General features: G+C 66.3%; 16 protein-coding genes. 10 read left to right on the top strand and 6 right to left on the bottom strand.

Annotation, left to right across the window (positions count from 1 at the left end; translation table 11 throughout):
- Positions 1 to 957, top strand: coding sequence for a zinc-binding alcohol dehydrogenase family protein (locus tag NRG23_RS07970; RefSeq protein WP_009048211.1), 957 nt, complete (start codon positions 1 to 3; stop codon positions 955 to 957).
- A gap of 251 nt (positions 958 to 1,208) precedes the next feature.
- Here NRG23_RS07970 and NRG23_RS07965 read toward each other — a convergent pair whose 3' ends face one another.
- Together NRG23_RS07965 and NRG23_RS07960 are read right to left on the bottom strand one after the other, a co-directional pair.
- A complete protein-coding gene (locus NRG23_RS07965; RefSeq protein WP_257374325.1) occupies positions 1,209 to 2,252 on the bottom strand; it encodes a purine nucleoside permease in 1,044 nt (347 codons plus the stop codon).
- 54 nt (positions 2,253 to 2,306) lie between these two features.
- Entirely contained in the window at positions 2,307 to 3,281 is a 975-nt protein-coding gene (locus NRG23_RS07960; protein ID WP_016703297.1) for a nucleoside-specific channel-forming protein Tsx, read from the bottom strand.
- 538 nt (positions 3,282 to 3,819) lie between these two features.
- Here NRG23_RS07960 and NRG23_RS07955 point away from each other — a divergent pair.
- The 3 genes from NRG23_RS07955 to mnmH all read left to right on the top strand — a co-directional run bounded on the left by NRG23_RS07955 (position 3,820) and on the right by mnmH (position 16,712).
- Positions 3,820 to 14,367 carry an autotransporter-associated beta strand repeat-containing protein gene (locus tag NRG23_RS07955; protein ID WP_257374324.1) on the top strand — a complete coding sequence of 3,516 codons (10,548 nt, stop codon included), beginning with the start codon at positions 3,820 to 3,822 and terminating at the stop codon, positions 14,365 to 14,367.
- A gap of 207 nt (positions 14,368 to 14,574) precedes the next feature.
- A complete protein-coding gene (gene selD, locus NRG23_RS07950; RefSeq protein ID WP_257374323.1) occupies positions 14,575 to 15,609 on the top strand; it encodes a selenide, water dikinase SelD in 1,035 nt (344 codons plus the stop codon).
- Positions 15,609 to 16,712, top strand: a complete 1,104-nt coding sequence (gene mnmH, locus NRG23_RS07945; protein WP_257374322.1) for a tRNA 2-selenouridine(34) synthase MnmH — start codon at positions 15,609 to 15,611, stop codon at positions 16,710 to 16,712. The genes selD and mnmH overlap by 1 nt, the downstream gene beginning before the upstream one ends.
- A gap of 127 nt (positions 16,713 to 16,839) precedes the next feature.
- On the opposite strand, the gene NRG23_RS07940 is transcribed toward mnmH, so the two are convergent.
- Both NRG23_RS07940 and NRG23_RS07935 read right to left on the bottom strand, forming a co-directional pair.
- Positions 16,840 to 17,895 carry a permease gene (locus NRG23_RS07940; RefSeq protein WP_124313205.1) on the bottom strand — a complete coding sequence of 352 codons (1,056 nt, stop codon included), beginning with the start codon at positions 17,893 to 17,895 and terminating at the stop codon, positions 16,840 to 16,842.
- Positions 17,896 to 18,077: 182 nt separating this feature from the next.
- Positions 18,078 to 18,854 (bottom strand): IclR family transcriptional regulator, encoded by a 777-nt coding sequence (locus NRG23_RS07935; RefSeq protein WP_257374321.1) that lies wholly within the window; start codon positions 18,852 to 18,854, stop codon positions 18,078 to 18,080.
- A gap of 165 nt (positions 18,855 to 19,019) precedes the next feature.
- On the opposite strand from NRG23_RS07935, the gene NRG23_RS07930 reads away from it, so the two are divergent.
- Genes NRG23_RS07930 through NRG23_RS07915 form a run of 4 tightly spaced genes read left to right on the top strand, consistent with a single transcriptional unit; the run spans position 19,020 to position 22,527 of the window.
- Positions 19,020 to 19,781, top strand: coding sequence for an ABC transporter substrate-binding protein (locus NRG23_RS07930; protein WP_041989152.1), 762 nt, complete (start codon positions 19,020 to 19,022; stop codon positions 19,779 to 19,781).
- A 60-nt stretch (positions 19,782 to 19,841) separates the two neighbouring features.
- The gene (locus NRG23_RS07925; protein WP_009043142.1) at positions 19,842 to 20,498 is read left to right on the top strand and encodes an amino acid ABC transporter permease; all 657 of its coding nucleotides are present in this window, start codon (positions 19,842 to 19,844) and stop codon (positions 20,496 to 20,498) included.
- Complete coding sequence (locus tag NRG23_RS07920) at positions 20,495 to 21,241, top strand: amino acid ABC transporter ATP-binding protein (protein WP_009048220.1); 747 nt, start codon at positions 20,495 to 20,497, stop codon at positions 21,239 to 21,241. The genes NRG23_RS07925 and NRG23_RS07920 overlap by 4 nt, the downstream gene beginning before the upstream one ends.
- Positions 21,238 to 22,527 carry an FAD-binding oxidoreductase gene (locus tag NRG23_RS07915; RefSeq protein WP_257374320.1) on the top strand — a complete coding sequence of 430 codons (1,290 nt, stop codon included), beginning with the start codon at positions 21,238 to 21,240 and terminating at the stop codon, positions 22,525 to 22,527. The genes NRG23_RS07920 and NRG23_RS07915 overlap by 4 nt, the downstream gene beginning before the upstream one ends.
- Before the next feature lie 10 nt (positions 22,528 to 22,537).
- On the opposite strand, the gene NRG23_RS07910 is transcribed toward NRG23_RS07915, so the two are convergent.
- The gene (locus NRG23_RS07910; protein WP_009048222.1) at positions 22,538 to 23,212 is read right to left on the bottom strand and encodes a hypothetical protein; all 675 of its coding nucleotides are present in this window, start codon (positions 23,210 to 23,212) and stop codon (positions 22,538 to 22,540) included.
- A 332-nt stretch (positions 23,213 to 23,544) separates the two neighbouring features.
- Between NRG23_RS07910 and NRG23_RS07905 the strand changes: the two genes are divergently transcribed.
- Positions 23,545 to 24,249: a glutathione S-transferase family protein gene (locus NRG23_RS07905; RefSeq protein WP_053268653.1), complete on the top strand. Its 705-nt coding sequence runs from the start codon at positions 23,545 to 23,547 to the stop codon at positions 24,247 to 24,249.
- Between the two features lie 210 nt (positions 24,250 to 24,459).
- Positions 24,460 to 25,302: a PhzF family phenazine biosynthesis protein gene (locus tag NRG23_RS07900; RefSeq protein WP_103331661.1), complete on the top strand. Its 843-nt coding sequence runs from the start codon at positions 24,460 to 24,462 to the stop codon at positions 25,300 to 25,302.
- Positions 25,303 to 25,335: 33 nt separating this feature from the next.
- Here the strand turns inward: NRG23_RS07900 and NRG23_RS07895 are convergent, their stop codons facing one another.
- Positions 25,336 to 26,361, bottom strand: a complete 1,026-nt coding sequence (locus NRG23_RS07895; RefSeq protein WP_257374319.1) for an AraC family transcriptional regulator — start codon at positions 26,359 to 26,361, stop codon at positions 25,336 to 25,338.
- Between the last annotated feature and the right edge of the window lie 127 nt (positions 26,362 to 26,488).

Genomic DNA, 26,488 nt, shown 5'->3' with positions numbered 1-26,488 from the left:
ATGCACGCCCTGCAATTTTCCAAGACCGGCGATCTGTCGTCGCTGCACTACGTCGAGGTGCCGACCCCGGTGCCGGCCGCCGATCAGGTACTGGTGCAGATCAAGGCCGCCGGCCTCAACCCCAGCGATGTGAAGAACGTGCTCGGGCGTTTTCCCTACACCACCGTGCCGCGCATTCCCGGGCGGGATTTCGCCGGGGTGGTGGTGGACGGGCCCCGGGAGCTGGTGGGGCAGGAGGTCTGGGGCACCGGCAAAGAGCTGGGGTTCTACGCGGACGGCTCCCATGCCCAGTACGTGGCGCTGTCGGCCAAGGGCGTGGCGCACAAGCCGGCGCACCTGAGCTTTGCCCAGGCCGCCAGCCTGGGCGTGCCTTACACCACCGCCTGGGATGCCCTGGAGCGCAGCGGAGTGGGCGCCGGCACCACCTTGCTGGTGATTGGCGGCGGGGCGGTGGGCAGCGCCGCCCTGGCCCTGGCGAAGATTCGCGGAGCCCGGCTGCTGGCCGCCGCACGGCGCCCGGAGCAGGTCAAGGCGTTGCAGGCGCAAGGGTTCGAGACCGTGCAGCTGGACCAGCCGGAAAACCTCGGGGCCCAGGTCAACGCCGTGTTCGCCGGCGGCGCCGAGGTGATCTTCGACACCACCGGCTTCTGGCTGCCGGCCTCGGTCGCGGCCCTGGCGCCGTTCGGCCGCATCGCCATCATCGCCGCGCCGGTGGACGGCCATGTGCAGTTGCCGGCCCTGGGCCTGTACCGCAAGGGCGGCTCGGTGGTCGGGATCAACTCGCTGCTGTACGGCGTGCAGGCCTGCGCGGCCATGCTCGAGCAGTTCGGCCGGTTCTTCGATGAAGGGCTGTTGCCATTGCCGCAGGGGCTGTTCGAATCGCCGCTGGAGCAGGGCGTCGAGCGCTACCACGAGGTCAATCGGGGCAGCGGCGAGAAGGTGATCCTGTTGCCGTAAGGGTGGCCAACCCGCCTGAATCGGCAGGCTGGCCCGGCTTTGTGTAGCCGCTGCCGAAGGCTGCGATCGCCCCGAAGGGGCGCGGCGATCTTGCGTTCGCCACGCCCATTCGGAGCTTATATTGAGCTCCTTCGGACCTATCGCAGCCTGCGGCAGCGGCTACAGGTTGGGGCCTGTGTCGTGCCTGGGGCCTTGCTCGCGATGACGTCAGCCCAGACAACCTGGCAACAAAGGTTGCAGCGCTTTTTCGATCACACTCCCGGCACACCTTTCTCCCACGCCGACCAGTTCTTCAGGATGTCCTGCACCAGCGGATTACCGGTGCGATAGAGGTTTTCCAGGGCCGGGACAAAACCGCCCTGGTCGGCGTACTTGAGCAGGTTGTCGACTTCGCTGCCGCCCGGCTCGGGGCGGTCGAAATCGGAGCCGGCGCGGACCACCGCCAGCCGCTGCACGTCCACCCGGCCTTCGCGGCTGGCGCGCAGCAGGGCTTCGTAGGTCGAGTTGTCTTCCTGCTGCGTGGTGCAGTACTCGCCCTTGTTGTCGGTCAGCAGGCGGGTCCAGACCTCGGCCCGCTCGCTCAGGCGGGTGCCGGAGAACCAGGTGTTGCCCGCCAGGGTGTCGCACTGGGTCACCACCGGCGGCTGGTTGGCCGGGGCCGCCGGGTACTTGAGGCGCCAGGCTGCCGATTCCTTGCTTTCGCTCAGGCTTACCCGACGCGACAGGGCGAAGGCCTTGGCCTGCAGTTTCGGGTTGAGTTCGAAGACTTCGGTCTTGTAGTCCAGCGGCGGTTTCTCGTTCGGGCCCTTGGTGTTGATGCCCAGGTAGCCGGTCGGCCAGTCCTTGGGCGCGTCCCGCGAATCCAGTTCCCACTGGGTGCCGAATTCCACCAGGTAATGGGCCCAGGCTGTGGTGCCGATGGTGCCGTATTTGGGGCTGATGCCGGCGATCCCGGCGACCAGGAAATAGCTTTTGCGCAGGTCGAATTTCGGCGACAGCGCCAGGGCCAGGGTCGAGGCCGCGGCGTTGGTCTGGCCCATGCCGGTGACCAGCAGGCAGACGTCCTTGGTATTGCAACGTATCGCCGGGTACTCCGCCGATAGCCCCGGGACGCGCACTTCCTGTTTCAGTTCCAGGCGCTCGATCCAGTGCTGGGCCTCGGGGGCGAACATGGTGATCAGCATCACCTTGGGTTTGATCGGTGCCGCAGCCGTTTCGCTCGCCCAGGCGCCGCAGGACAGCAGAGTGCCGGCAGCCAGACCAACCGACAGGGAAAGACGGGTCATCACATTCATAAAACCTCCATGGCTCTTGACTTGCAGCTTGCCGCTCAAGGCTCGCCGCTGTTCTTAAAACTGGTAACCGATGCCGGCGTAGTAACCCCAGCCATTGGACCGGGCGCGGAAATCGCCATCGCCGAAATTCAGCTCGCTGCCATCCTGCCAGTTGCCGCCGTTGTGGAAGTAACGGCCGACCAGGGTGAACCGCAGGTGGGTGAAGGAATACAGCAGCACGTTGGTGGACACCGTGGCGTTGGCCGTGCGGGCCGGGTTGTCCTTGTGCAGGTCCGAGCCGAAATCGAAGTTGGTGAAGCCTATATAGGTCAGCGAGGCGCCGTTGCTGAACTTGTCGATGGGCACGATGTACTTGAGCTGGGCCCGGTAGCCGTCCCACGAGTATTCATTGCTGGCGCCGTAGTTTTCCCACTGGTAGCGCCCATAGAAGTTGGCCGACAGGTTGACCCGCGAATGGGTGTCGATGTCGGTGCCCAGGCCGCTGTACAGGGTATTGGCGCGGTTGGCGCTGTTGCTGCCGTGGTCGTAGATCCAGTCGAAGGCCACGTACCACTCCTTGAACGGGCCGATGGCCAGGCTGCGTCCGGCCAGGTAGTCGATGGAGATCCGCGGCTCGTGCTCCATGAACACCGGCGAGCCGTGGTCCCACACGCCTTTGTCATGGCTGTTGCCGATGTTGAAGATCTTCGGGATGTCGATGTAGCCGTACAGCTCGAACGGCCCCTTGCGGCCGAAGTACTCGTATTCCAGGTAGATATCGTCGGCCGGCTGCGGGCCGAAACTGATGTCCTTGCTGCCGATCAGGGTCAGGTCCTGGTTGTACCAGTCCGACAGGTATGCACCTTTTTTGGGCGGATTGGCGTCCGGGCTGAGGGTTTCGCCCTGGGCCGAGTCATCAGCGCTTTGTTGGACGTCGACGGTTTTTTCCTGGGCCTGGGCGGCACTACTGAGTACTCCCGTAACGGCAGTCAGTAGCAGGGAAACAGCCAGGGTGCGACAGGAGGCCGAAGGTGTAAGAGGTCGATGCATTGAAAATCCCTGTTCATGCGGTAGGAAAGCCATGGCTGGCCGGGTTGAAGCGAACCTGTACTCATTATCGGTTTAACGGGTTCGCGCAAACGTTTGCATATGCTGTACCAACTTCGATCAGGTGTTTGAAACAAATGAAGAATCGGTGCAGAAACTGACTGTCTTGTTAGGAAATATCCGGAAAATTAAATCGATACTTCTGAAATCGCTGGGTGGTAAGGAGGGTGGAGCGGAAGGCGGGGCATTTGTGAGGGAACGTATCTGATCTGACAAAAAAGCTGTTTTTTAACTAATTGATAAATAAGGATTTGATAAGTTTTTCCGAAGTTTTATCGGTCAATTCTTACCATAGTATTAATGCTATTTAATCCCGCGGTTTCGTCTCTGCCCCCGCGAAGCTCGTCTACGTTTCTGGCACGGAGCAATTTTCGCCACGGTCAGGTATTCGAAGTCAGTGCGTATCGATTCAGGACGTTGCTGAGCGAGCAGTACACGCATTCATGGATGAACGGCTTGGCCCCTTAGCAAGGAGTTGAGCGTGGACAAAGTTCAGGTCAGGGACGCCGTCAATCATCTTTCCCCCCTCTCTTTGGCAGTTCGCCTGGGTCTTACCGGGTTGTTGCTCAGCCTGGTCAGCCCCTCGGCCATGGCCACCTGTTCCACCGTCGGCAGCGTGGTGACCTGTACCGGGGTGCCGGGCCTGCCGCTGTTTCTCAACGACTTTTCCAGCGCCACCGACGGCCTGACGGTCAACGTCAACAGCGGCGCGCAGATGAACGCGACCCTGGGCGGCAAGGTGCTGAACCTGACCGGCAGCACCATCACCCTGAACAACGCCGGGACCATCGACCCGGCGCTGCTGGGGCTGGTCTCGGTGTTGAGCGGCGGGGCCTTTATTGGCAACGGCGCGGCGGGTGTGGTCAACGTCACCAACACCGTCACCGGGATCATGCGCGGTACCGGGCAATTGCTCGGCCTGAACCTGAGCAGCCTGGACGGCGCCGCGCTGAACATCAACAACGGTGCCGGCGGCACCACCACCATCGTCAACGACGGCACCATCACCTCGACCGGCCTGTCGCTGCTCAGCGTGACCCTGGCGGACACGCCGGTGGTGGCGGTGTATGGCGGTTCCCAGGTGAACATGACCAACAACGGCACGCTGCAAGGCCGGGTCGCCTTCGAGAGTTCCAGCGGCGGCAACACCTTCCTCAACACCGGCACCATCCAGGGCGGGGTGTCGATGGGGGTGAACAGCACCAACACCTTCACCGCGGTCACCGGTTCCAGCGTCAGCGTCGGCGATGGGATCAACATCAGCCTCGGCCTCGGTGGCCTGCCGGGGATCGACCTGACATTCGCCCCCACCGGCAAGGTCGACGGCGGCGCGGGCGGCACCAACACCCTGATCCTGCAGAACACCCTCGGCCCGGGCGGCGGCACCAGCGGCAGCGGTACGCTGTCGAGCGACAACTACATCAACTTCAACAACCTCACGCTCAACAGCGGTACCTGGACCCTGCAGGGGGCGCTGGTCAGCGGCAGCACCACCCTCAACGGCGGCATCGCCCAGTTCGATAACAGCGGCACCTTCGGCAGCGGGGTGCTGACCAGCAATGGCGGGATTCTGCAGGCCAGTACCGGCGGCCTGACCCTGAGCAACCTGGTGACCCTGGGCGCCGGCGGCCTGACCGTGCAGGGCGGCAACGACCTGAGCCTGGCCGGGGTGATATCCGGCACTGGCGGCCTGACCAAGAGCGGAGCCGGCCAGTTGAGCCTCGACGGGGCCAACACCTACAGCGGCAACACCAGCATCAGCGCCGGCTCCGTGCAACTGGGCAACAACCTGGCCTTCGGCAGCGGCACGCTGAGCATCGATGGCGCGGCCACGCTGTCGACGCCCGGCACCATCACCCTGAACAACCTGGTCAGCCTCAACAACAGCATGATCGCCACCGGCGCCGGCAGCCTGACCCTGGCGGGGCTGATCAGCGGCAGCGGCGGGCTCACCAAGAGCGGCACTGGCAGCCTGGCCCTCAACGGCATCAACAGCGGTTATTCCGGCACCACCACCCTGAGCGCCGGTACCCTCAGCGTGAGCAACGACAATGCCCTGGGCAGCGGCGGACTGACCGTGAGTGGCAGCGCCAGCCTGGACAGCAGCGCCGCGGTGAACCTGAGCAACGCGGTGACCCTGAACGCCAACCTGACCACCCTCGGCAGCAATGCCCTGACCCTGGGCGGGGGGCTGTCCGGCACCGGCGGGTTGATCAAGAACGGTAGCGCGGACCTGACCCTGAGCAGCGCCAACACCTACTCGGGCGGCACCTCGCTCAATGGCGGCAAGCTGCTGGTGGGCTCCGGCACCGCCCTGGGCAGCGGCGCCCTCAACGCCGGCGCGGGCACCACCCTGGATGCCACCACGGCGCTGAGCCTGGACAACGCCATCAACCTCATCGGCAACCTGACCCTGGGCGGCACCCAGGCCCTGACCCTGGGCGGGGTGATCAACGGCGCCGGCGGGCTGATCAAGGACGGGGCCGCGGCCCTGACCCTGAACGGTGTCAACGGCTACCTGGGCGATACCGCCCTCAACAGCGGCTCGCTGATTCTCGGCTCGAACACCGCGCTGGGCCTCGGCGCCCTGAACGCCGCCGCCGGCACCACCCTGGATGCCAATACCGCGGTGACCCTGGGTAACAGCCTGAACCTGGCCGGCAACCTGAACCTCGGCGGCAGCGCTGACCTGACCCTGAACGGCGTGGTCGGCGGCAGCGGCGGCCTGACCAAGAACGGCACGGCCAGCCTGATTCTCAACGGCGCCAACACCTTCCTCGCCGGCACCACCCTCAATGGCGGCACCCTGACCCTGGGCAACGCCGGCGCGCTGGGTAGCGGCGCCCTGACCGTGGGCGGCGCGGCGACCCTGGACAATACGGCCGGCATCAGCCTGGCCAACGACGTCACGCTCAATGCCGACCTGACCCTGGCCGGCAGCAATGCCCTGACCCTGGACGGTCTGGTCAGCGGCACCAGCGGGCTGATCAAGAACGGTACGGCCGACCTCACGCTCAACGGCGCCAACACCTTCCAGGGTGGTACCACCCTCAATGCCGGGGGGCTGATCCTGGGCAGCGGCACGGCGCTGGGCAGCGGTGCCCTGACCGTAGGCGGCGCCAGTACCTTGAGCGGCAGCGGCGCGCTGACCCTGAACAATGCTGTGCACCTCAACGCCAACCTGACGCTGGACGCCAGCAACGCCCTGGTGCTGGGCGGGGTCATCGACGGTACCAGCGGCCTGATCAAGAACGGCACCTCAAGCCTGACCCTGAGCGGCGGCAACAGCTACCAGGGCACCACCGCACTGAATGCAGGCTCGCTGATCGTCGGTTCCAATACCGCCCTGGGCAGCGGAGCGCTGAATGCCGCCGCCGGCACCACCCTCGATGCCAGTGCCGCGGTCAGCCTCGGCAATAACCTGAACCTGGGCGGCAACCTGACCCTCGGCGGCACTCAGGACCTGACCCTGGGCGGGGTGATCAACGGCGTCGGCGGGCTGATCAAGAACGGCGCGGCCGACCTGACCCTCAATGGCGCCAACGGTTATCTGGGCAACACCGCGCTCAATGCCGGCACGCTGATCGTCGGGGCCAACGGCGCCCTTGGCGCTGGCGCACTGAACGCGGCCGCGGGCACCACGCTGGATGCCAATACCGCCGTCACCCTGGGCAACCAGGTGAACCTGGCCGGTGCCTTGAATATTGGTGGCAGCGCCGACCTGACGCTGTCCGGCGCAGTCAACGGCGCGGGCAGCCTGGTCAAGGACGGCAGCGCCAACCTGGTGCTCAATGGCAGCAATGGCTTCCTTGGCGGCACCACGTTGAATGCCGGCACCCTGACGGTCGGCGCCGACGCGGCGCTGGGCCTCGGCGGCTTGACCGTCGGCGGCGCGGCGACCCTGGACAGCAATGCCTCGGTGACCTTGAACAATGGCGTGACGCTGAATGCCAACCTGACCCTCGGCGGCAGCAACGGCCTGACCCTGGACGGCGTGGTCAGCGGCACCGGCGCGCTGATCAAGAACGGCGCAGGTGAGCTTGCGCTCAACGGGGTCAACCTCTTCGCCGGTGGCACCAGCCTGAATGCCGGCACCCTGACCCTGGGCAATGCCGCGGCATTGGGCAGCGGCGCCCTGACCGTGGGCGGCGCGGCCACCCTGGACAACAGCGCGGCCTTGACCCTGGGCAACGACATTGCGCTCAACGCCGACCTGAGCATCGCCGGCAACAACAACCTGACCCTGGGCGGCGTGGTCAGCGGCGGTGGGGCCCTGATCAAGAACGGCCTGGGCGACCTCGCCCTGTCGGGCAACAACAGCTTTACCGGCGCCCTGGACATCAATGCCGGTAGCGTCAGCACCCTGAGCAGCGGCGCCCTGGGCAACACCTCGGGGGCCAACGTCAGCGCCGGGGCCAGCCTCAACCTGGGGGCCGACAGCAGCCTGGCGAGCCTGACCGGCAGCGGCGGGGTGCAGATCGGCGCGGGCGCCACCCTGAGCGTCGGCGGCGTCAGTTCCAGCAGCGCCTTCGACGGCAGCCTGAGCGGCAGCGGCGGCCTGACCAAGGTCGGCAGCGGCACCCTCGACCTCACCGGGATCAACGGCATCACCGGCAATACCCAGGTCAACGGCGGCACCCTGAGTGTCAGCGGCTCCCTGGGCAGCGCCAACGTTGGCGTCGCCAGCGGCGCGACCCTGACCGGCAGCGGCTCGTTGCTGGGCACGCTGAACGTCGCCGATGGCGGTCACCTGGCCTTGAGCTCGGGCACCACCCTTGCGACGGGCGGGCTGGTCCTCGGTGGCAACGCCAACCTCGACGCCAGCCTCGGCGCACCGTCCACCACCTCGCTGCTCGATGTCGGCGGCAACCTGATCCTCGACGGCAAGCTGAATGTCACCGACGCCGGTGGCTTCGGCGTGGGCGTGTACCGCTTGATCAACTACACCGGCAGCCTGGTCGACCTCGGGCTGGACATCAACAGCGTGCCGGTCGGGTTCAGCCTCGGCGACCTGCAGGTGCAGACCTCGGTGGGCAACCAGGTCAACGTGCTGGTGGCCGCGCCGAACGTCAATATCCGCTTCTGGGACGGCAGCCAGACCGTCGCCAACGGCAGCGTCGATGGCGGCAGCGGTACCTGGACCAGCGCCGGCAGCAACTGGACGTCGGCCAACGGCTTGCTCAACCAGGCCTGGGCTGGCGATTTCGGGATCTTCCAGGGCACCGCGGGTACCGTCACCGTCGATGGCGCCCAGACCTTCACCGGCCTGCAATTCACCACCAGTGGCTACAACCTGGTGGCGGGCACCGCCGGCGCGCTGACCGCGGTCAACGGCACCGGTGGCAACACCGCGCTGCGGGTCGACCCGGGCGTCACCGCGACTATTGGCGTGGATATCAACGGCAGCGGCACCCTGGCCAAGCTCGACGCCGGCACCCTGGTGCTCAATGGCGCCAACACCTACAGCGGTGGCACCTCGCTGAATGGCGGGACCCTGGTGGTCGGCAACAACTCGGCACTGGGCAGCGGCCAGTTGACCGCTGCCGCCGGCACGACCCTGGACAGCAACGCCGCGGTCAGCCTGGCCAACGCGGTCACCCTCAACGGTAACCTGACGGTGGCCGGCAGCAACGACCTGGCCCTGAACGGCGCCATCGGCGGCACCGGTGGCCTGATCAAGAGCGGTACTGCCGACCTGACCCTGGGCGGCAACAACAGCTACCTGGGCCCGACCGCGTTGAACGCCGGCGGCCTGATCCTGGCGTCCAACACGGCGCTGGGCAGTGGCGCGCTGAACGCCGCTGCCGGCACCACCCTGGATGCCAGCAGCCCAGTCAGCGTGAGTAACGCGGTGAACCTGGCCGGCAACCTGGGCATCGGCGGCAGCGCCGACCTGACCCTCGCCGGGTCGATCAACGGCACCGGCAGCCTGAGCAAGGACGGCAGCGCCAACCTGACCCTCAACGGCGCCAACGGTTTCCTCGGCGGCACCACCCTCAATGCCGGGACCCTGACCCTGGGCAATGCCGCGGCCTTGGGCCTGGGCAACCTGACGGTGGCCGGCGCCTCCACCCTGGACAGCAATACCGGCCTGACCCTGGGCAACAACCTGGCATTGAACGCCGACCTGACCCTCGGCGGCAGCCAGGCCCTGACCCTGGGCGGGCTGGTCAGTGGCAGCGGGGAACTGGTCAAGGACGGCACGGCCAACCTGACCCTCAACGGCGTCAACACCTACCAGGGCGGCACCACCCTGAACGCTGGCGGCCTGACCCTGGGCAATGCGGCGGCCCTGGGCAGCGGGGCCTTGACGGTGGCGGGCAGCGCGACCCTGGACAACAGCGCGCCACTGATCCTGGGCAACGATCTCAACCTGAATGCCGGGCTGACGCTGGCGGGCAGCGCCGACCTGACCCTGGCCGGCACCCTGGCCGGCAGCGGCACCCTGACCAAGAACGGCGCGGCCGACCTGACCCTCAGCGGCAGCAACACCTTTGGCGGCCAGTTCAATGTGGCAGCCGGCAGCCTGAGCACCCTGGGCGGTTCGGCGCTGGGCAACAATGCCGGGGTCAACCTGGCCAGCGGCACCCAGCTCAACCTCGGTGGTTCGGCCAGCCTCGCCAGCCTGACCGGCAGCGGCACGGCGCTGGTGGGCGCGGGCAGCACCCTGAGCATCGGCGGCACTAACCTGAGCAGCACCTTCGACGGTAGCCTGAGTGGCAGCGGCCTGTTGAGCAAACTTGGCAGCGGCACCCTGACCCTGGGCGGCAGCAACGCCCTGACCGGCGACACCAGCGTCAATGCCGGCACCCTGAACGTCAGCGGCTCCCTGGCCAGCGCCAATGTGGTGGTCAACAACAGCGGCACCCTGACCGGCACCGGCAGCCTGAGCGGCGCGGTGACGGTGGCCGACGGCGGCCATCTGAGCCTAGGCAGCGGCAACAGCCTGACGCTGGGCTCGCTGGTGCTGGCGCCGAATGCCAACCTGGATGTCGGCCTGGGCACGCCGGTGGCGGGGGGCGGGACTTCGTTGCTCAACGTCGGCGGCAACCTGACCCTCGACGGCACGCTCAACGTCAGCGATATCGGTGGCTTCGGCAGCGGCGTGTATCGCCTGATCAACTACACCGGCAGCCTGACCGACAACGGCCTGGTGGTCGGCAGCGTGCCGGGCAGCGTGGTGCCGGGCGACCTGCAGTTGCAGACCGCGGTGGGCAGCCAGGTCAACCTGCTGGTGACCGCGCCCAACACCCTCGTGCAGTTCTGGGACGGTGGCCAGCTGACCGGCAACGGCGCCATCGACGGCGGCAGCGGCACCTGGGCCAGCGGCACCAGTAACTGGACCAATGTCGATGGCACCCTCAATCAGGCCTGGGGTAACAGCTTCGCCGTGTTCCAGGGCGCGGCCGGCAACGTCACGCTCAACGGCACGCAAAGCATCACCGGCATGCAGTTCGTCACCGACGGCTACAGCCTGATCGATGGCACATCCGGCACGCTGAACGCGGTCAATGGCGCCACCGGCAATACGGCGATCCGCGTCGACCCGAACGTCACCGCCACCCTCGGTGTGGCCATCAACGGCGCCGGTACCCTGGCCAAGCTCGACAGCGGCACCCTGGTGCTCAATGGCAGCAATGGCTACACCGGCGGCACCGCCCTCAACGGCGGCACCCTGGTGGTGGGCAGCAACAGCGCCCTGGGCAGCGGCGTGCTGACCGCGGCCAACGGCACCACCCTGGACAGCAACGGCGCGGTCAGCCTGGGCAACGCGGTAGTGCTGAATGGCGGGTTGAAGGTGGCCGGCTCCAACGACCTGACCCTGGCGGGCGTGGTCAGCGGCAGCGGCAGCGGCAGCCTGATCAAGAACGGCGCGGCGAACCTGACCCTCGACGGCAGCAACAGCTATCAGGGCGGCACCCAGCTCAACGGCGGCGAGCTGACCCTGGGCAATAACGCGGCCATCGGCAGCGGCGCCTTGAGCGTCGGCGGCAATGCCCAGCTCGACAGCAGCGGGGCCTTGCAGCTGGCCAACGCCATCAACCTGAGCGCCCAGCTGACCCTGGCTGGCACCCAGGACACTACCCTCAGCGGCGCCATCGGCGGTAGCGGCAGCCTGGTCAAGAATGGCAGCGGCGCCTTGCTGCTCAGTGGCGCCAATAGCTACACCGGCGGCACCACCCTCAATGGCGGCAGCACCACCGGCGATACCTCCAGCCTCAAAGGCGCGATCCTCAATAACGCAGCGCTGACCTTCGCCCAGAACAGCGACGGCACCTACAGCGGCAACCTCAGCGGTAGCGGCACCCTGACCAAAAGCGGCACGGGCGAATTGTTGCTGACCGGCAGCAACGGCTTCACCGGCACCACCAGCGTGCAAGCCGGCTCGCTGCGGGTCGACGGCACCTTGAGCAGCGCCACGGTGAATGTCGTCTCCGGCGCGGCCATTGGTGGCAGTGGGGAAATCGGCGGGACGCTGCAACTGGCCAGCGGCGCCACCCTGAGCGCCGGCGGCGCCGCCACGCCGTTGTCGGTGGGCGCCTTGAACCTGGCCTCCGGGACGACGCTGGACTTCACCCTGGGGCAAGTCGGCAGTTCGACCACGGTGGTCGATGTGGCGGGCAACCTGACCCTCGACGGCACCCTCAATGTCACCAATGGCGGCGGCTTCGGCGTTGGTATCTACCAGTTGTTCCGCTACGGCGGCAGCCTGACCGACAACGGCCTGGTCTACGGCGTGCTGCCAACGGGCGTGCTGCCTGAGAGCCTGACGTTACAGACCGCGCTGGCCAACCAGGTCAACCTGCTGGTGCAGGGCACACCGGGTGAAGTGCAGTTCTGGAACGGTGGCAAGACCACCGCCGACGGTAGCATCACCGGCGGCAGCGGTACCTGGGGCCCGGGCACCAACTGGACCGACCCGAACGGCACCCAGAGCCTGGATTCCAACAATCAGTTCGCGGTCTTCGGCGGGCAGGGCGGCACGGTCACCGTGGTCGGCAACCAGGGCTTCACCGGCCTGCAATTCCTCGACGCCGGCTACAGCCTGGTCGCCGGGGAGGGCGGCAGCCTGAGCCCGACCAATGCCGCCGATGGCACCCTGGCCGCGGTGCGGGTCAACGCCGATGTGACGGCGCAGATCGATGCGCCGCTGGTGGGCAGTGGCGGGATCAACAAGCTCGACGCCGGCACCTTGCTGCTGACCGGTGCCAATACCTACACCGGCGGTACCACCGTCAGTGGCGGCACCCTGGCCGGTACTACCACCAGCCTGCAAGGACGCATCCTCAACAACGCGCGCCTGCTGTTCGTGCAGAACAGAAACGGTCGTTTCAATGGCGTGCTCAGTGGCACCGGCAGCCTGGTCAAGCAGGGCAGCGGCCTGTTGCTGCTCACCGGCGCCCAGCCGTTCAGCGGCACCGTCGCGGTGGAGCAGGGCGAGTTGCAGGTCGGTGATCGCAGTACGCCGAGCGTGTTCGCCGGGCAGGTCACGGTGGCCAATGGCGCCGCCCTGAGTGGCAACGGCAGCGTCGGTTCGCTGGACAACCACGGCCTGACCCAGTCCGGTGGCGCCGCCGGGACCCTGAGCGTGGCGGGCAACCTCAGCAACGCCGCGGACGGTGTGCTGGACCTGACCGTGACGTCGCCTACCGGCACCGTGCTTGCCGTGGGCGGGACCGCTACCCTCGGCGGCGGTCTGCAAGTGCGCTCGCTGGCGCCTTACACCGGCAACACCACCTACTCGCTGATCACCGCCGGCGGCGGGGTCAACGGTACTTTCAGCAGCACCCGCCTGCCGTCCCTGGCCTTCCTCGACACCGCGCTGGTGTATGGCCCCAACCAGGTCGGCCTGGCGGTCAGCCGCAACCAGACCACCTTCGTCGAAGTGGCGGCCACCCCCAACCAGCGGGGTGTCGCCAGGGCCCTGGAGAGCTACACCGGCGCCGAAGGCTCGGGCGCTGACGTGCTCAATGACCAGGTCATCAACCTGGATCGTGCCTCGGCCCGCGCGGCGTTCGACAGCCTGTCGGGCGAGATCCACGCCAGTACCGCCAGCTCGCTGCTCGAGGACTCGCGCCATGTGCGCGATGCCCTCAACGACCGCATGCGCCAGCCCGGCTGCGGTACCGAGGAGGATGAGCTGCGGCGCACTCTGGCGCCTGGGGAGAACCGTTTGAGCCGCGAAGGCTGCCAGGGCCAGGACGAGATGGTCGGCTGGCTGCGGCTGCTCGGTTCCTGGGGCGACATGGAAGGCGACAGCAACACCGCCGGCCTGGACCGCAACCTGTCCGGCTTCATGCTCGGTACCGACCGCCAGCTCGGCGATCAGTGGCGCGGCGGCGTGGCAGCCGGCTATACCCACAGCGATATCGATGCGCAGCGGCGCCAGTCCGATGCCACGATCAACAGCACCCACCTGGCGGCCTACCTCAACTCCCAGCATGACGCCCTGGCGGTCCGCCTCGGCGCGGCCTACAGCTGGCACCGGGTCAGCACCAAGCGCAACGTCAGCGTCGGCAGCTACAACGATCGCCTGAAAGCCAACTACGACGCGCGCAGTGCCCAGGTGTTCGGTGAGGTTGGCTACGCCCTGGAAGCGGCGGGCGTGGCGCTGGAGCCCTTCGTCGGCCTGGCCTATGTCAACTACGACAGCGATACCGGCCACGAAAAAGGCGGCGCCGGACGCCTGAGCGCCAAGTCGAGCCAGGACATCACCTTCTCCACGGTGGGCCTGCGGGCCGGCAAGCGCATCACCCTGGGCAACGGTTCGCAGATCACACCGCGCGCCGCCCTGGGCTGGCGCCATGCCTACGGCGATACCAAGCCCGATGCCGACCTGACCTTTATCGAGGGGGGCGGCTCGTTCACCACCCAGGGTGTACCGATCGCCAAGGACAGCGCCCTGGTCGAGGCCGGCCTGGACTACCAGATCAGCCCCACGGGCAAACTGGGCATCGGTTACTCGGGCCAGCTGTCCCACGACAACCGCGACCATGCGATGACCCTCAGCTTCACCCTCGGTTTCTGATCACCACCGAGGTTTCTTGCAACCGCCCGAAAGGGCGGTTTTTTTTGCCGCTATGCTTGCGGGCCGGATCGATTGGAGGGCAGGCAGGCGGCGCCGGTGGTCGATGGCTCAGGACACGCTCAGCGCGCAGGGCTCTCTATTAGCGCCGAGGGCTCAGCGCTGAAGGCTCTGCTAGAATCGCCGCTCCATGACTTTCAGAGGTGCCCCATGAGCGAGCCGATTCGCCTGACCCAGTACAGCCACGGCGCGGGTTGCGGTTGCAAGATTTCTCCCCAGGTCCTGGAGGTGATTCTGGCCGGCAGCGGTGCGCAGAACCTCGACCCGAAACTCTGGGTCGGCAACGCCTCGCGCGACGACGCGGCGGTATACGCCATCGACGAAGAGCGCGGCGTGGTCTCGACCACCGACTTTTTCATGCCGATCGTCGACGACCCGTTCGACTTCGGCCGCATCGCCGCCACCAACGCCATCAGCGACATCTACGCCATGGGCGGCGACCCGTTGATGGCCATCGCCATTCTTGGCTGGCCGGTGAATGTGCTGGCCCCGGAAGTCGCTCGCGAGGTGATTCGCGGCGGCCGCGCGGTGTGCGACGCGGCTGGCATTCCCCTGGCCGGCGGCCATTCGATCGACGCGCCGGAACCGATCTTCGGCCTGGCCGTCACCGGCCTGGTGGAAAAGCGCCACATGAAGCGCAACGACACCGCCACCGCCGGTTGCCTGTTGTACCTGACCAAACCCCTGGGCATCGGCGTGCTGACCACCGCCGAGAAGAAGGGCAAGCTGCGCAGCGCCGACGTCGGCCTGGCCCGTGACTGGATGTGCACCCTGAACAAGCCCGGCAGCCGTTTCGGCAAGCTTGATGGCGTGACCGCAATGACCGACGTCACCGGTTTCGGCCTGCTCGGGCACCTGGTGGAAATGGCCGACGGCAGCAACCTGACCGCGCGCATTCACTACGACCGCGTGCCGCGCCTGCCTGGGGTCGAGTACTACCTGGACCAGGGCTGCATACCGGGCGGCACCCAGCGCAATTTCGACAGCTACGCCAACAGGCTCGGGCGTATCCAGGCCCTGCACAAGCTGGTGCTGTGCGACCCGCAGACCAGCGGCGGGCTGTTGATCGCTGTCACTCCCGAGGGCAATGCGGCCTTCCTCGCGCTGGCCGCCGAACTGGGCCTGGAGCTGGCGCCGATCGGTGAGCTGGTGGAACGACAGAGCAACGCGGTCGAGGTGATCTGATGCCCATCGATATCACCGACTACCGCGAAATCTTCCTCAACGACCGGCCGATGATGGATACCCGCGCGCCGATCGAGTTCGCCAAGGGCGCCTTTCCCGGCGTGGTCAACCTGCCGCTGATGACCGACCACGAACGGCAGCGGGTCGGTACCTGCTACAAGCAGCAGGGCCAGCAGGCGGCGATCGTCCTCGGCCATCAACTGGTGTCCGGGGCGATCAAGGCCGAACGCATCCAGGCCTGGGCCGACTTCGCCCGGGCCCATCCCGATGGTTACCTGTACTGCTTTCGCGGCGGCCTGCGTTCGCAGATCGTCCAGCAGTGGCTCAAGGACGAGGCCGGTATCGACTACCCGCGGGTCGGCGGCGGCTACAAGGCCATGCGTACCTTCCTGCTCGACACCCTCGAGGGCGCGGTGGCCGAGTGTGATTTTGTCCTGCTCGGCGGCATGACCGGCATCGGCAAGACCGAGGTGCTCAATCAACTGGCCAACGGCCTGGACCTGGAAGGCCACGCCAACCATCGCGGTTCCAGTTTCGGCAAGCGCGCCAGCGGCCAGCCGTCGAACATCGACTTCGAGAACCGCCTGGCGGTGGACATCCTGAAAAAGCGCGAGCGCGGCATCGCCGGGTTCGTGCTGGAAGACGAGAACCGCATGATCGGCAGCTGCGCCTTGCCGTTGCCGCTGTACCAGGGCATGCAAAGTTTTCCCATGGTCTGGCTGGAGGATGGCCTGGAGGGGCGGATCGAGCGGATCCTGCGCGACTACGTGATCGACCTGTGCGCGGAGTTCGTCGCGGTGCATGGCGAGGACGGCTTCGCACGGTTTTCCGAGCGCCTGCTGGAAAGCCTGAACAACATCCGCAAGCGCCTCGGTGGCGAGCGTCACCAGCGCCTGTACCAGCTGCTGGAGGCCGCCCTGGCCGAGCAGGCCCGCAGCGGCAGCGTGGACCTGCACCGGGCCTGGATCGAAGGGTTGCTCAAGGAATATTACGACCCGATGTATGCCTTCCAGCGCGAAAGCAAGGGCGCGCGCATCGAGTTCGTCGGCGAGCAGGCGGCGGTGCTGGAGTATTTGCGCGAACGGGCTCGCCAGCAGGGTTGAGTCGATAGAAGGGCGGGGCCTTTGGCCCCATCGCGGGCAAGCCTCGCTCCTACAGGGTTCCGCGCCGTCCATGTAGGAGCGAGGCTTGCCCGCGATGACGTCCATGCAGACGCCATCGAACTTCTGGTTACAACAACGCCGCACCAATCAACCCGCACACCACGCCAATCAGCATGGTCAGGCCGGCCACGGTCACCAGCACCCGCGCGTCGAAATCCTTGCGCAGCATCAGCAGCGACGGCAGGCTGATGCTCGGCAGGGTCATCAGCAAGGCCACCGCCGGGCCGGTGCCCATGCCCAGGGTCATCATGGTCTGCACGATAGGGATTTCCGCGGCGGTGGGAATCACGAACAGCGTGCCGACAATCGCCAGCGGCACCAGCCACAGCAGGCTGTCGCCAATCGCGCCCTCGACGTGGGGGAACAGCCAGACCCGCGCCGCGCCCAGCACCAGCACCGCCAGCACATAGATCGGAATGGTGCTCCAGAACAGCTGCCACAGGCTGCGCGCCCAGCGGCTGAAGAAGGCGCCGTCGTTAGCCGTGCTGGCGTCGACCACGGCTTCCACCGCCGCCTCCGGCAATTGCTCGGGACGGGCGATGCGCTGGGCCACCAGCGATACCCCCAGCACCAGCACGATGCCCGCCACCAGGCGCAGCGCGGTAAAGCCCCAGCCAAGGACAAACCCCATGAACACCAGGGTCGCCGGGTTGAGCACCGGGTTGGCGATCCAGAAGGCCAGCGCCGCACCGACCGAGACATTCTGCCGACGCATGCTCGCCGCCACGGGCGCGGCGCAGCAGGAGCACATCATGCCCGGCAGGGCGAACAGCCCGCCGCGCAGGGTCGAGCCGAAACCGGCGCGGCCGAACAGGCGCAGCAGCCAGTCCCGCGGGATCAGCACTTGCAGCAGCGAACCGAGGATCACCGCCAGCACCGCGGCTTTCCAGATCGCCAGGAAATACACCTGGGCATAGGCCAGGGCGGCGCTCAAAGGCGAGGAGGGCTGATCGTTGATGATCGAGGCGCCGATGCTGTGGCTGTCGGCGGCGATAAAGGCCTTGGCGTAGTAGGGCGACCACTTGACGAAGTAGAGGCCGACGCACGCCACCAGGACGAACAGGGCGGGTTTCCACCAGAACGACCAGCCCCGGACGGGGCTGGCAGGAGCAAGGCTGGACATGAACAATGATTCCGGGCAGTGACATTAGGCCGCGAATCTTAGCCTACTCGCGCACCTGCGCGCCTCTGTAGCCGCTGCCGCAGGCTGCGATCGATCGCACAGCGGCCGTAAAGCCTCGCAACACGGAGTGCCGGGCCAAATCCCGGAATCTGCACCGGCGCCTACAAAAGGCTCATGGCCACTCAGAGGGTACGAATCGAGGTGCGAATCGCCCGCGCGCACTCGATCACCGAGGGCGCCAGCTTGCGTTCGGCTTCTTCCAGGGTCCAGCGGCTGCTGGGGATCACCACGTGCACGGCGGCCACCGGCAGGCCCTGGCTGCCGATAATCGGCGCGGCGATGCTCATGTCGCCGAGAAACAGTTCTTCCTGGTTGAGGGCGTAACCGCGCTGGCGGGTGGCGACGATTTTTCCATGGATCGCGTCGATCCCGGTCAGGGTGTGGCGGGTATGGGCCTGGCGGTCGCTGGCCTGGAGCATCGCCAGGGCTTCCTGGTCGGGCAGGGCGCTGAGGTAGGCGCGGCCGGAGCCGGTGCAGTACATCGGAATGCGGCTGCCGATGGGCATGTGGATCGGGATGAACTTGGGCGCCACGAAGCGCGCGACGTAGACCATGTCCAGGCCGTCGGGCTCGGTGAGGTTGGTGGTTTCGCCGGTGACCTGGGCCAGCTCGGCGAGGAACGGGTTGGCCACGTCCACCAGGGTGTCGGCGGCCAGGTAGTTGTAGCCGATCTCCATCACCCGCGGGGTCAGCTGGAAGCGTTTGGTCTGCGGGTGCTTACGCACGTAACCGAGCTGCTCCAGGGTGTGGATCATGCGTTGCGCCGAGCTTTTGTTGATCTCGGCGGCCTCGGCGATTTCCGCCAGGTTCATGGTCCGTTGGGCGGCGTTGAAGGCGCGCAGGACCGCCAGGCCTTTTTCCAGCGACTGATTGAACAGGCTATTGGGGGTGTCGCTCATGGCGGTTCCTTTGGATTTTTTGTGTTTTAAATATCGATATTCGATATTTATAAATCTCTTTACGATTTTTGTAAATTGTTTATAGTCGGTCCATGCCTCCTGCCACCCCCAGAGGCCAACCATCACGGACTTCAAACAATAAAATCGTCCAATGGGAGATTCGCCATGCAAAAGCGTTTTCGTGTCCTTGCATTGTGCTGCGCACTCAGCGCCGGCCTCATCGGTTCCGCCAGTGCCGGCGCCGCGCCGGTGTACAAGGTCGGCGCCACCGCCACCGGCATTCCCTTCACCTTTCTCGACGTCAAGAGCCAGAGCATCGAAGGCATGATGATCGACGCCGCCCGGGCGGTGGGCCAGGCCGGCGGCTTCGAGGTGGACATCCAGCAGACCACCTTCGCCGCGCTGATCCCCTCGCTGACCTCGAACAAGATCGACATCATCTCCGCCGCCATGCTGCGCACCCCGGCGCGGGAGAAGGTGGTGCAGTACTCCAACCCGGTGTTCAGCTACGGCGAGGGGCTGATCGTGCGCGCCGACGACAACACCGCCTACACCCGCATGGAAGACTTCAAGGACCAGGTGGTCGGCGCCCAGGTCGGCACGGTGTTCATCGATGAGTTGAACAAGCGCGGGATCTTCAAGGAAGTGCGCGGCTACGACTCGATCCCCGACCTGCTGCGCGACCTGGCACTGGGACGGATCAAGGCCGGTTTCGCCGACCGGCCGATCGTCGCCTACCAACTGGCCCAGGGCACCCAGAACAAGGTGCAGTTGGTGAAAAGCTACCAGCCGGTGGTGATGGGCGATGTCTGCCTGATCGTGCGCAAGGGCGATGCGCAGACCCTGGACGAGGTCAACCGCGGCATCGCGGCGATCAAGGCCGACGGTTCCCTGGAGCGGATCATCGAGAAGTGGAAGCTCAACTGACCACCCCGCGGCCCGGCCGCCCGGCGGGGTCGCTTCACTCCTGATTGCGCAGGTCCTCCTATGTTTCTCCAGAACGCTCTGGACTTCCTCCCCATTCTGCTGAAAGGGGCGGTGGTCACCTTGCAGGTCACGGCCGGCTCCTTTGTGCTCAGCTCGCTGATCGGCCTGGTATTCGCCTTGATGATGGTGTCCAAGGTGCGCTCGATCTCGCTGTTCGCGATTGGCGTGGTCAACGTCATTCGCGGCCTGCCGATCATCGTGCAGCTGTTCTACATCTACTTCGTGCTGCCGGATTTCGGCATCCAGCTCACGGCCATGCAGGCCGGGGTGATCGGCCTGGGCATCGCCTATTCGGCGTACCAGGCGGAGAACTTCCGCGCCGGCATCCAGGCCATTCACCAGGGGCAGATCGAGGCGGCCGAATCCATCGGCATGCGCGGCGGCATGATCATGCGCCGGGTGGTCCTGCCCCAGGCCTTTCGCATCGCCTTGCCGCCCTACGGCAACACCCTGGTGATGATGCTCAAGGACTCCTCGCTGGTGTCCACCATCACCGTGGCCGAGATGACCCGCGCCGGTCAGCTCATCGCTTCCTCGACCTTCGAGAACATGACCGTCTACACCCTGGTGGCCTTGCTCTACCTGGCCCTGAGCCTGCCGTTGTCCTTTGCCCTGCGTCGCCTGGAGGCGCGCTTCAGCACCCGGAGAAAGTCATGATCGAGATCAAGGGCGTACACAAGAGTTTCGGCAACGTGGCGGTGCTCGAAGGCATCGACCTGAGCGTGCAGAGCGGGGAAGTGGTGTGCCTGATCGGCCCCTCGGGTTCCGGCAAGTCGACCCTGCTGCGCTGCATCAACGGCCTGGAAAGCTACGAGCAGGGCGACATCCTGGTCAGCGGCGAACGTGTCGACCGCCACGGCAAGACCATTCACCAACTGCGCACCCAGGTGGCCATGGTGTTCCAGCGCTTCAACCTGTTCCCCCATCGCACCGCGTTGCAGAACGTCACCGAAGGGCCGATCTACGTGAAGAAGCAGAACCCGCAGCAGGCCCGGGAGCGGGCCGAGGCGCTGCTGGAAAAGGTCGGCCTGGCCCATCGCATGCACGCCTATCCGGACGAGCTGTCCGGCGGTCAGCAGCAGCGGGTGGCGATCGCCCGGGCCCTGGCCATGGATCCGCAGGCGATCCTGTTCGACGAGCCGACCTCGGCGCTGGACCCGGAGTTGGTGGGCGAGGTGCTGGCGGTGATGCGCAAGCTGGCCGACGAAGGCATGACCATGATCGTCGTCACCCACGAAATGGGTTTTGCCCAGGACGTGGCGGACAAGGTGTGTTTCCTCCACAGCGGCAAGATCGTCGAGGCCGGGCCGGCGAAGCAGGTGCTGAGCGCGCCGCGCCATCCGCGCACCCAGGACTTCCTCAAGCGCCTGCTCAACCAGGGCGCGGAGGTGCAGGCATGAAGGCCGCCGAAACCTTGCGCCTGCCGCCTTCCTTGTGGGCCGCCACGGCGACGGCGGCGGTCGAGACCCCGGCGCTGGCCGAAGACTTGCGGGCCGACGTGGCCATAGTCGGCGCCGGGTACACCGGGCTGGTGACCGCGCTGCGCCTGGCCGAGGCCGGGGCCAGCGTCTGTGTACTGGATGCCGGGGAACCGGGCTGGGGCGCTTCCGGACGCAACGGCGGGCAGGTGATTCCCGGGCTCAAGTACGACCCGGATCAATTGCTGGCCAGGTTCGGCCCGGCCCGCGCCGAGGCCATGCTGGAGGCGGCCGGCTCCGCGGCCGATGAAGTGTTCGCCCTGATCGAGCAGCATCGCATCGCCTGCGACGCGACGCGCAAGGGCTGGATTCAGCCGGCGTTTTCCGCCAGTTCCCTGCAGGCCATCGAACAGCGCGCCGAGCAGTGGCGCCGGCGCGGGGTGGCGGTGGAGTTGCTCGACCGCGCCGCCGTCGGTCGGCGCATCGGCAGCCAGAACTACCTCGGCGGCTGGGTCGATCCGCGTGCCGGCAGCCTGCACCCGCTGAACTATGCGCGCGGCCTGGCCAGGGTGGCGCAGCAGCAGGGCGTGCGGATTCACGGGCAGACTCGGGTCGAGGCTTTGCAACGCGAAGGCGGGCAGTGGCAACTGCGCACCGCCCAGGGCCATCGGGTCCAGGCCCAGCGCGTGGTGCTGGCGACCAATGGCTACACCGACGACCTGTGGCCACGGCTGCGGCAGACGGTGATTGCCGCCAACAGTTTCATCATCGCCACCCGCCCGCTGTCGGCCGAGCTGCGCCAGAGCATCTTGCCGAACGGCGAGGTGTGTTCCGACGCCCGGCGTCTGCTGCTGTATTTCAAGCAGGATGCCCAGGGGCGTCTGTTGCTGGGAGGGCGCGGGCCGTTTTCCGAACCGACCCACAGCGGCGACTGGCGTCACCTGGAGCGTTCGTTGCTGGGCTTGTTTCCGCAGTTGGCGGGCACGCCCATCGAGTATCGCTGGAGCGGGCGGGTGGCGTTGAACCAGAGTTTCCTGCCGCAGCTGCATGAACCGCAGCCGGGGTTGTCGATCCTGCTCGGCTACAACGGTCGCGGTATCGCCTTGTCCACGGCCCTGGGCAAGCACCTGGCGGCGCGGCTGTCGGGGGCGAGCAGTGAATTTCCGTTTCCGGTGACGCCGATCCGGCCGATTCCGCTGCATGGCTTGCAGCGCCTGTACCTGGGGGCGGGGATCGCCTGGTACCGCCTGCTGGACGCCCTGCGCTGAGGGCGGTGCATCAGGTCGGGCAGTTTTCCTCGCCGTTATCCAGGCCTTGCTTGTAGCTGCGGCTGTCGAGGGTGGCCTTGCCGTTTTGCCAGGTCAGGGTCAGCACGTAGAGCGAGTCGAAATCGTTGGAGGCCCAGTCGTCGGTGATGGTGCGTTTTTCGCCGACGGCTTCCCGCGCCACCTTGTTGATCAGTTCCGGCAGGTAGCCGTGGGACCAGGCGGTGTAGATGATCGAGTTGTGGTAGCGGTCATGCAGCAGCTCGTCGGCCAGGGCGCTGGTGTCGTTGGCCGAGAATTCGATGTTCACCGGCAGGCCGAGCTTGATGGCGCTGGGGCTGATGGTCATCAGCGGGCGGATGTAGCTGTAGGAGTTGTCGAGTTCGCCTTCCTCGACATTGCGCGTCGGGTTGGCGGCGAACACGTAGTTGGCCTTGCCGAATTTTTCCGGCAGCAGGGACGCCAGGTCGATGGCGCGGTTCAGGCCCTGGCAGTTGAGCTGGCCGAGGCCGCCGGCGGGTTTTTCCGCATGGCGCAGGAAGATCAGGGTCTGGGTGCCGTCCACCGGCTGGGCGCGACTTTCACTGGATTCCAGCGACAGCAGCAGCGCACTGGTCAGCATCAGCGCCGGAAAAAACACGTAGGACCGGCGTTGCAGGCGTTGGGTGAAACTCAGCAGATTCTTCATCGAGTGTGGGTACTTCAGCGCAATCGGTTAAGGCTGACAAACCTTTCCACGGCGAGCTCCCGGCTTCGCGTGGTTTTCCCTGTCGTTGAACGAGTGTTTCTGCCCGCGGGCAGTGCTCTGAGTCCCAGGACGCCTTTTGGTTCGATCCGGGCGGGGGACCGCGAGCGTGGGCCCGTTACTTTATCCGCACCGCTGTCTGGCTGCCGGGAAGCTTAACCACCGGATGTTTCGAATTTAAGAATGCGCGCCGCGAACCGATGCCTGTAATCTAGCGCCGTCGCCGCCCGGCCCGGGGCCACGGCCTTTCATCTGACTGTCATTGGAAGCCTGTCATGACCGATCTCTCCGCATTCCCCATCACCCAGAAATGGCCTGCGCAGTACGCCGACTGGATTCAGCTGTATTCCTTGCCGACTCCCAACGGCGTCAAGGTCTCGATCATGCTCGAAGAGATCGGGCTGCCCTACGAGCCGCACCGCGTCAGTTTCGAAACCAATGACCAGCTGTCCCCCGAGTTCCTTTCCCTGAACCCGAACAACAAGATCCCGGCGATCCTCGACCCCCATGGCCCGGATGACCGGCCGCTGGCGCTGTTCGAGTCGGGGGCGATCCTGATCTACCTCGCGGACAAGAGCGGGCAACTGCTGGCCCAGGAATCCGCCGCGCGCTACGAGACCCTCCAGTGGCTGATGTTCCAGATGGGCGGCATCGGCCCGATGTTCGGCCAGCTGGGCTTCTTCAACAAATTCGCCGGCAAGGACTACGAGGACAAGCGTCCGCGCGACCGTTACGTCGCCGAGTCCCGCCGCCTGCTGAGCGTGCTCGAAGGCCGCCTGCAAGGTCGCGACTGGATCATGGGCGAGCGCTACACCATCGCCGATATCGCCACCTTTCCCTGGGTGCGCAACCTGATTGGCTTCTATGAAGCCGGCGACCTGGTGGGCTTCAAGGACTTCCCCAACGTGCAGCGCGTGCTGGAGCGTTTCCTCGCGCGCCCGGCGGTGATCCGCGGCCTGGAAATTCCCAAGCCGGTCTGACTGCCCCGCACTCTGTAGCCGCTGGCGAAGCCTGCGATCGACGACGCAGTCGGCGCAAAAAGGCCTGATGCGTTGTGCCAGACAGTCCGCGTCGTCAGGTTCTACGCCGACTGCGTCGTCGATCGCAGCCTGTGGCAGCGGCTACAGGTTTCCATGCTTGAGGTCAGGCCGATCCAGGCCTGACCACGTTCATTCAGACAAGGACCCGCAATGCGCCGATTCGATTTCAAGCAGGTGGATGTCTTCAGCGACGAGCCGCTCAAGGGCAACCCGCTGGCGGTGGTGTTCGGCGCCGACCCGTTGAGCGACGCGCGCATGGCGGCGTTCGCCAACTGGACCAACCTCAGCGAAACCACCTTTATCCTCGAACCTCGGGACCCGCGGGCCGACTATCGCCTGCGGATTTTCACCACCCTGCAGGAGCTGCCGTTCGCCGGCCATCCGACCCTTGGCAGCTGCCATGCCTGGCTGGAGGCCGGCGGCGTGCCCAAGGGCGAGGAGATCGTCCAGGAGTGCGCGGTGGGCCTGGTGCGCATTCGCCGCAACGGCGCCGAACTTGCGTTTCTCGCACCGCCCTTGCTCAAGTCCGGCCCGGTGGAGGCCGGGTTGCTGGAGCAGGTGCGCCAGGGCCTGAGGCTGGCGCCCGGCGCCATCGTCGACGCGCAATGGGTGGACAACGGCGCCGGCTGGCTGGCGGTGCTGCTCGCCGAACGCGGCCAGGTGCTCGACCTGCAACCTGACTATTCCCAGCTCAAGGACCTCGCGGTGGGGGTGATCGCACCCTGGAACCCCGAGCGCGACGGCGACGCGGCGCAGTTCGAAGTGCGCGCCTTTATCGCCGGCGACGGCATGCCGGAAGACCCGGCCACCGGCAGCCTCAACGCGGGCATTGCCCAATGGCTGCTGGGCGCGGGGTTGGCGCCGGCGTCCTACGTGGTCAGCCAGGGCCTGAGCATGGGCCGGGCCGGGCGCATCCAGGTCGAGCGGATCGGCGATGAAATCTGGATCGGCGGTTCGGCGGTGACCTGTATCGAGGGCAGCCTGACGTTGTAGGCGAGGGCGGCGGGGGCTGGCCCGGCCTGTCGCCTAAGTGGCCTTGGACGCGTGGCGATAGGTTCTGGGAGACACGCCGTACCAGCGCTTGAAGGTCTGGGAGAAACTCGACAGGTCGCTGTAGCCCAGTTTTTCGGCGATGTCGGTCAGCTTGAGCGTCGGGTCGCCGAGCAGCTCCAGGGCCGCGGCGCTGCGTGACTGCTCCAGCAGGTGCCGGTAACTGGTGCCTTCGTCGTGCAGGCGCCGTTTCAGGGTGCGCTCGCTGAGATTGATCAGGCTGGCCATGCTCGGCAGGTCTGGCGGTGCGCCCAGGGGGGTGATGTTCAGGTACTGGCGGACCAGGTTGGCGGTGCCCGTGCGGGGGATCCGGCGCTCCATCAATTGCGCGCACATCTGCTCGCACATCGAGACGGTGACGGTGTTTGCCTGGGGCAGCGGGCGGCTCAGCAGCGAACGATCGAAGGCCAGGCTGTTGCTGTCGGCCAGGTAGTCGGGGCGCATGCCAAGAATACTGCCAGCACTGGCGGCCGACTGATCGACCGGGCGTTTCTTCTTCAGGGTAAAACCCGCCAGCGAGAACTCACTGCCAGCTATTTCCTTGAGCAGCACCGCGGCGGCGGCCATGTCGCGCTCGATCACGAAGTCCCTGAGCGAATCATCCGCCAGCGCCGGTTCGGTGAACGTCAGGATGCCGAGCGACGGTTGCTCATGGTAGGCGATCCGGGTGATCGCGTAGGTCAGCGGCAAGAACCGCAGGGCCAGCTGCAAGGCATCACCTACGGTCGCGCTGCTGATCAGGCCATAACCGAACAGCCCGTAGGTCGAGAAGTGATAGCGGGCGCCCACTTGATAGCCCAGCCCCTGCGGGTGCCCCGACAGGTTGAGCAGGTTATTGATCAGGCGCAGTTCCTGGGTGCATGACAGCTCGAAATTGGGATCTGCCAGCCGGGTCAGCGACAGGCCCGAACCGGCCAGCAATTGCGCAGGCGAGAAGCCTCTTTCGCGACCGAAATCCACCATCAGCAGGGCACTGGCCGGTCCCCGCAACAACTCCAGCATGTTCATGCTCGCTACCCCGGTCAGGGAAAAGAATTGGCCTGAATACTAAAGTATCTGTCCCTTTACGTCATGGGACTGGCGAGGCCGGGCAAGCATGATGGGCGCACAGGCTACGCTGATCGGGATT

Source organism: Pseudomonas sp. T8, from assembly GCF_024610635.1.
In the GTDB taxonomy this organism is placed as follows: Bacteria; Pseudomonadota; Gammaproteobacteria; order Pseudomonadales; family Pseudomonadaceae; genus Aquipseudomonas; species Aquipseudomonas chlororaphis_I.
The sequence above is the reverse complement of the archived record's forward strand: the minus strand, read 5'-3'. Positions and strand labels throughout refer to the sequence as shown.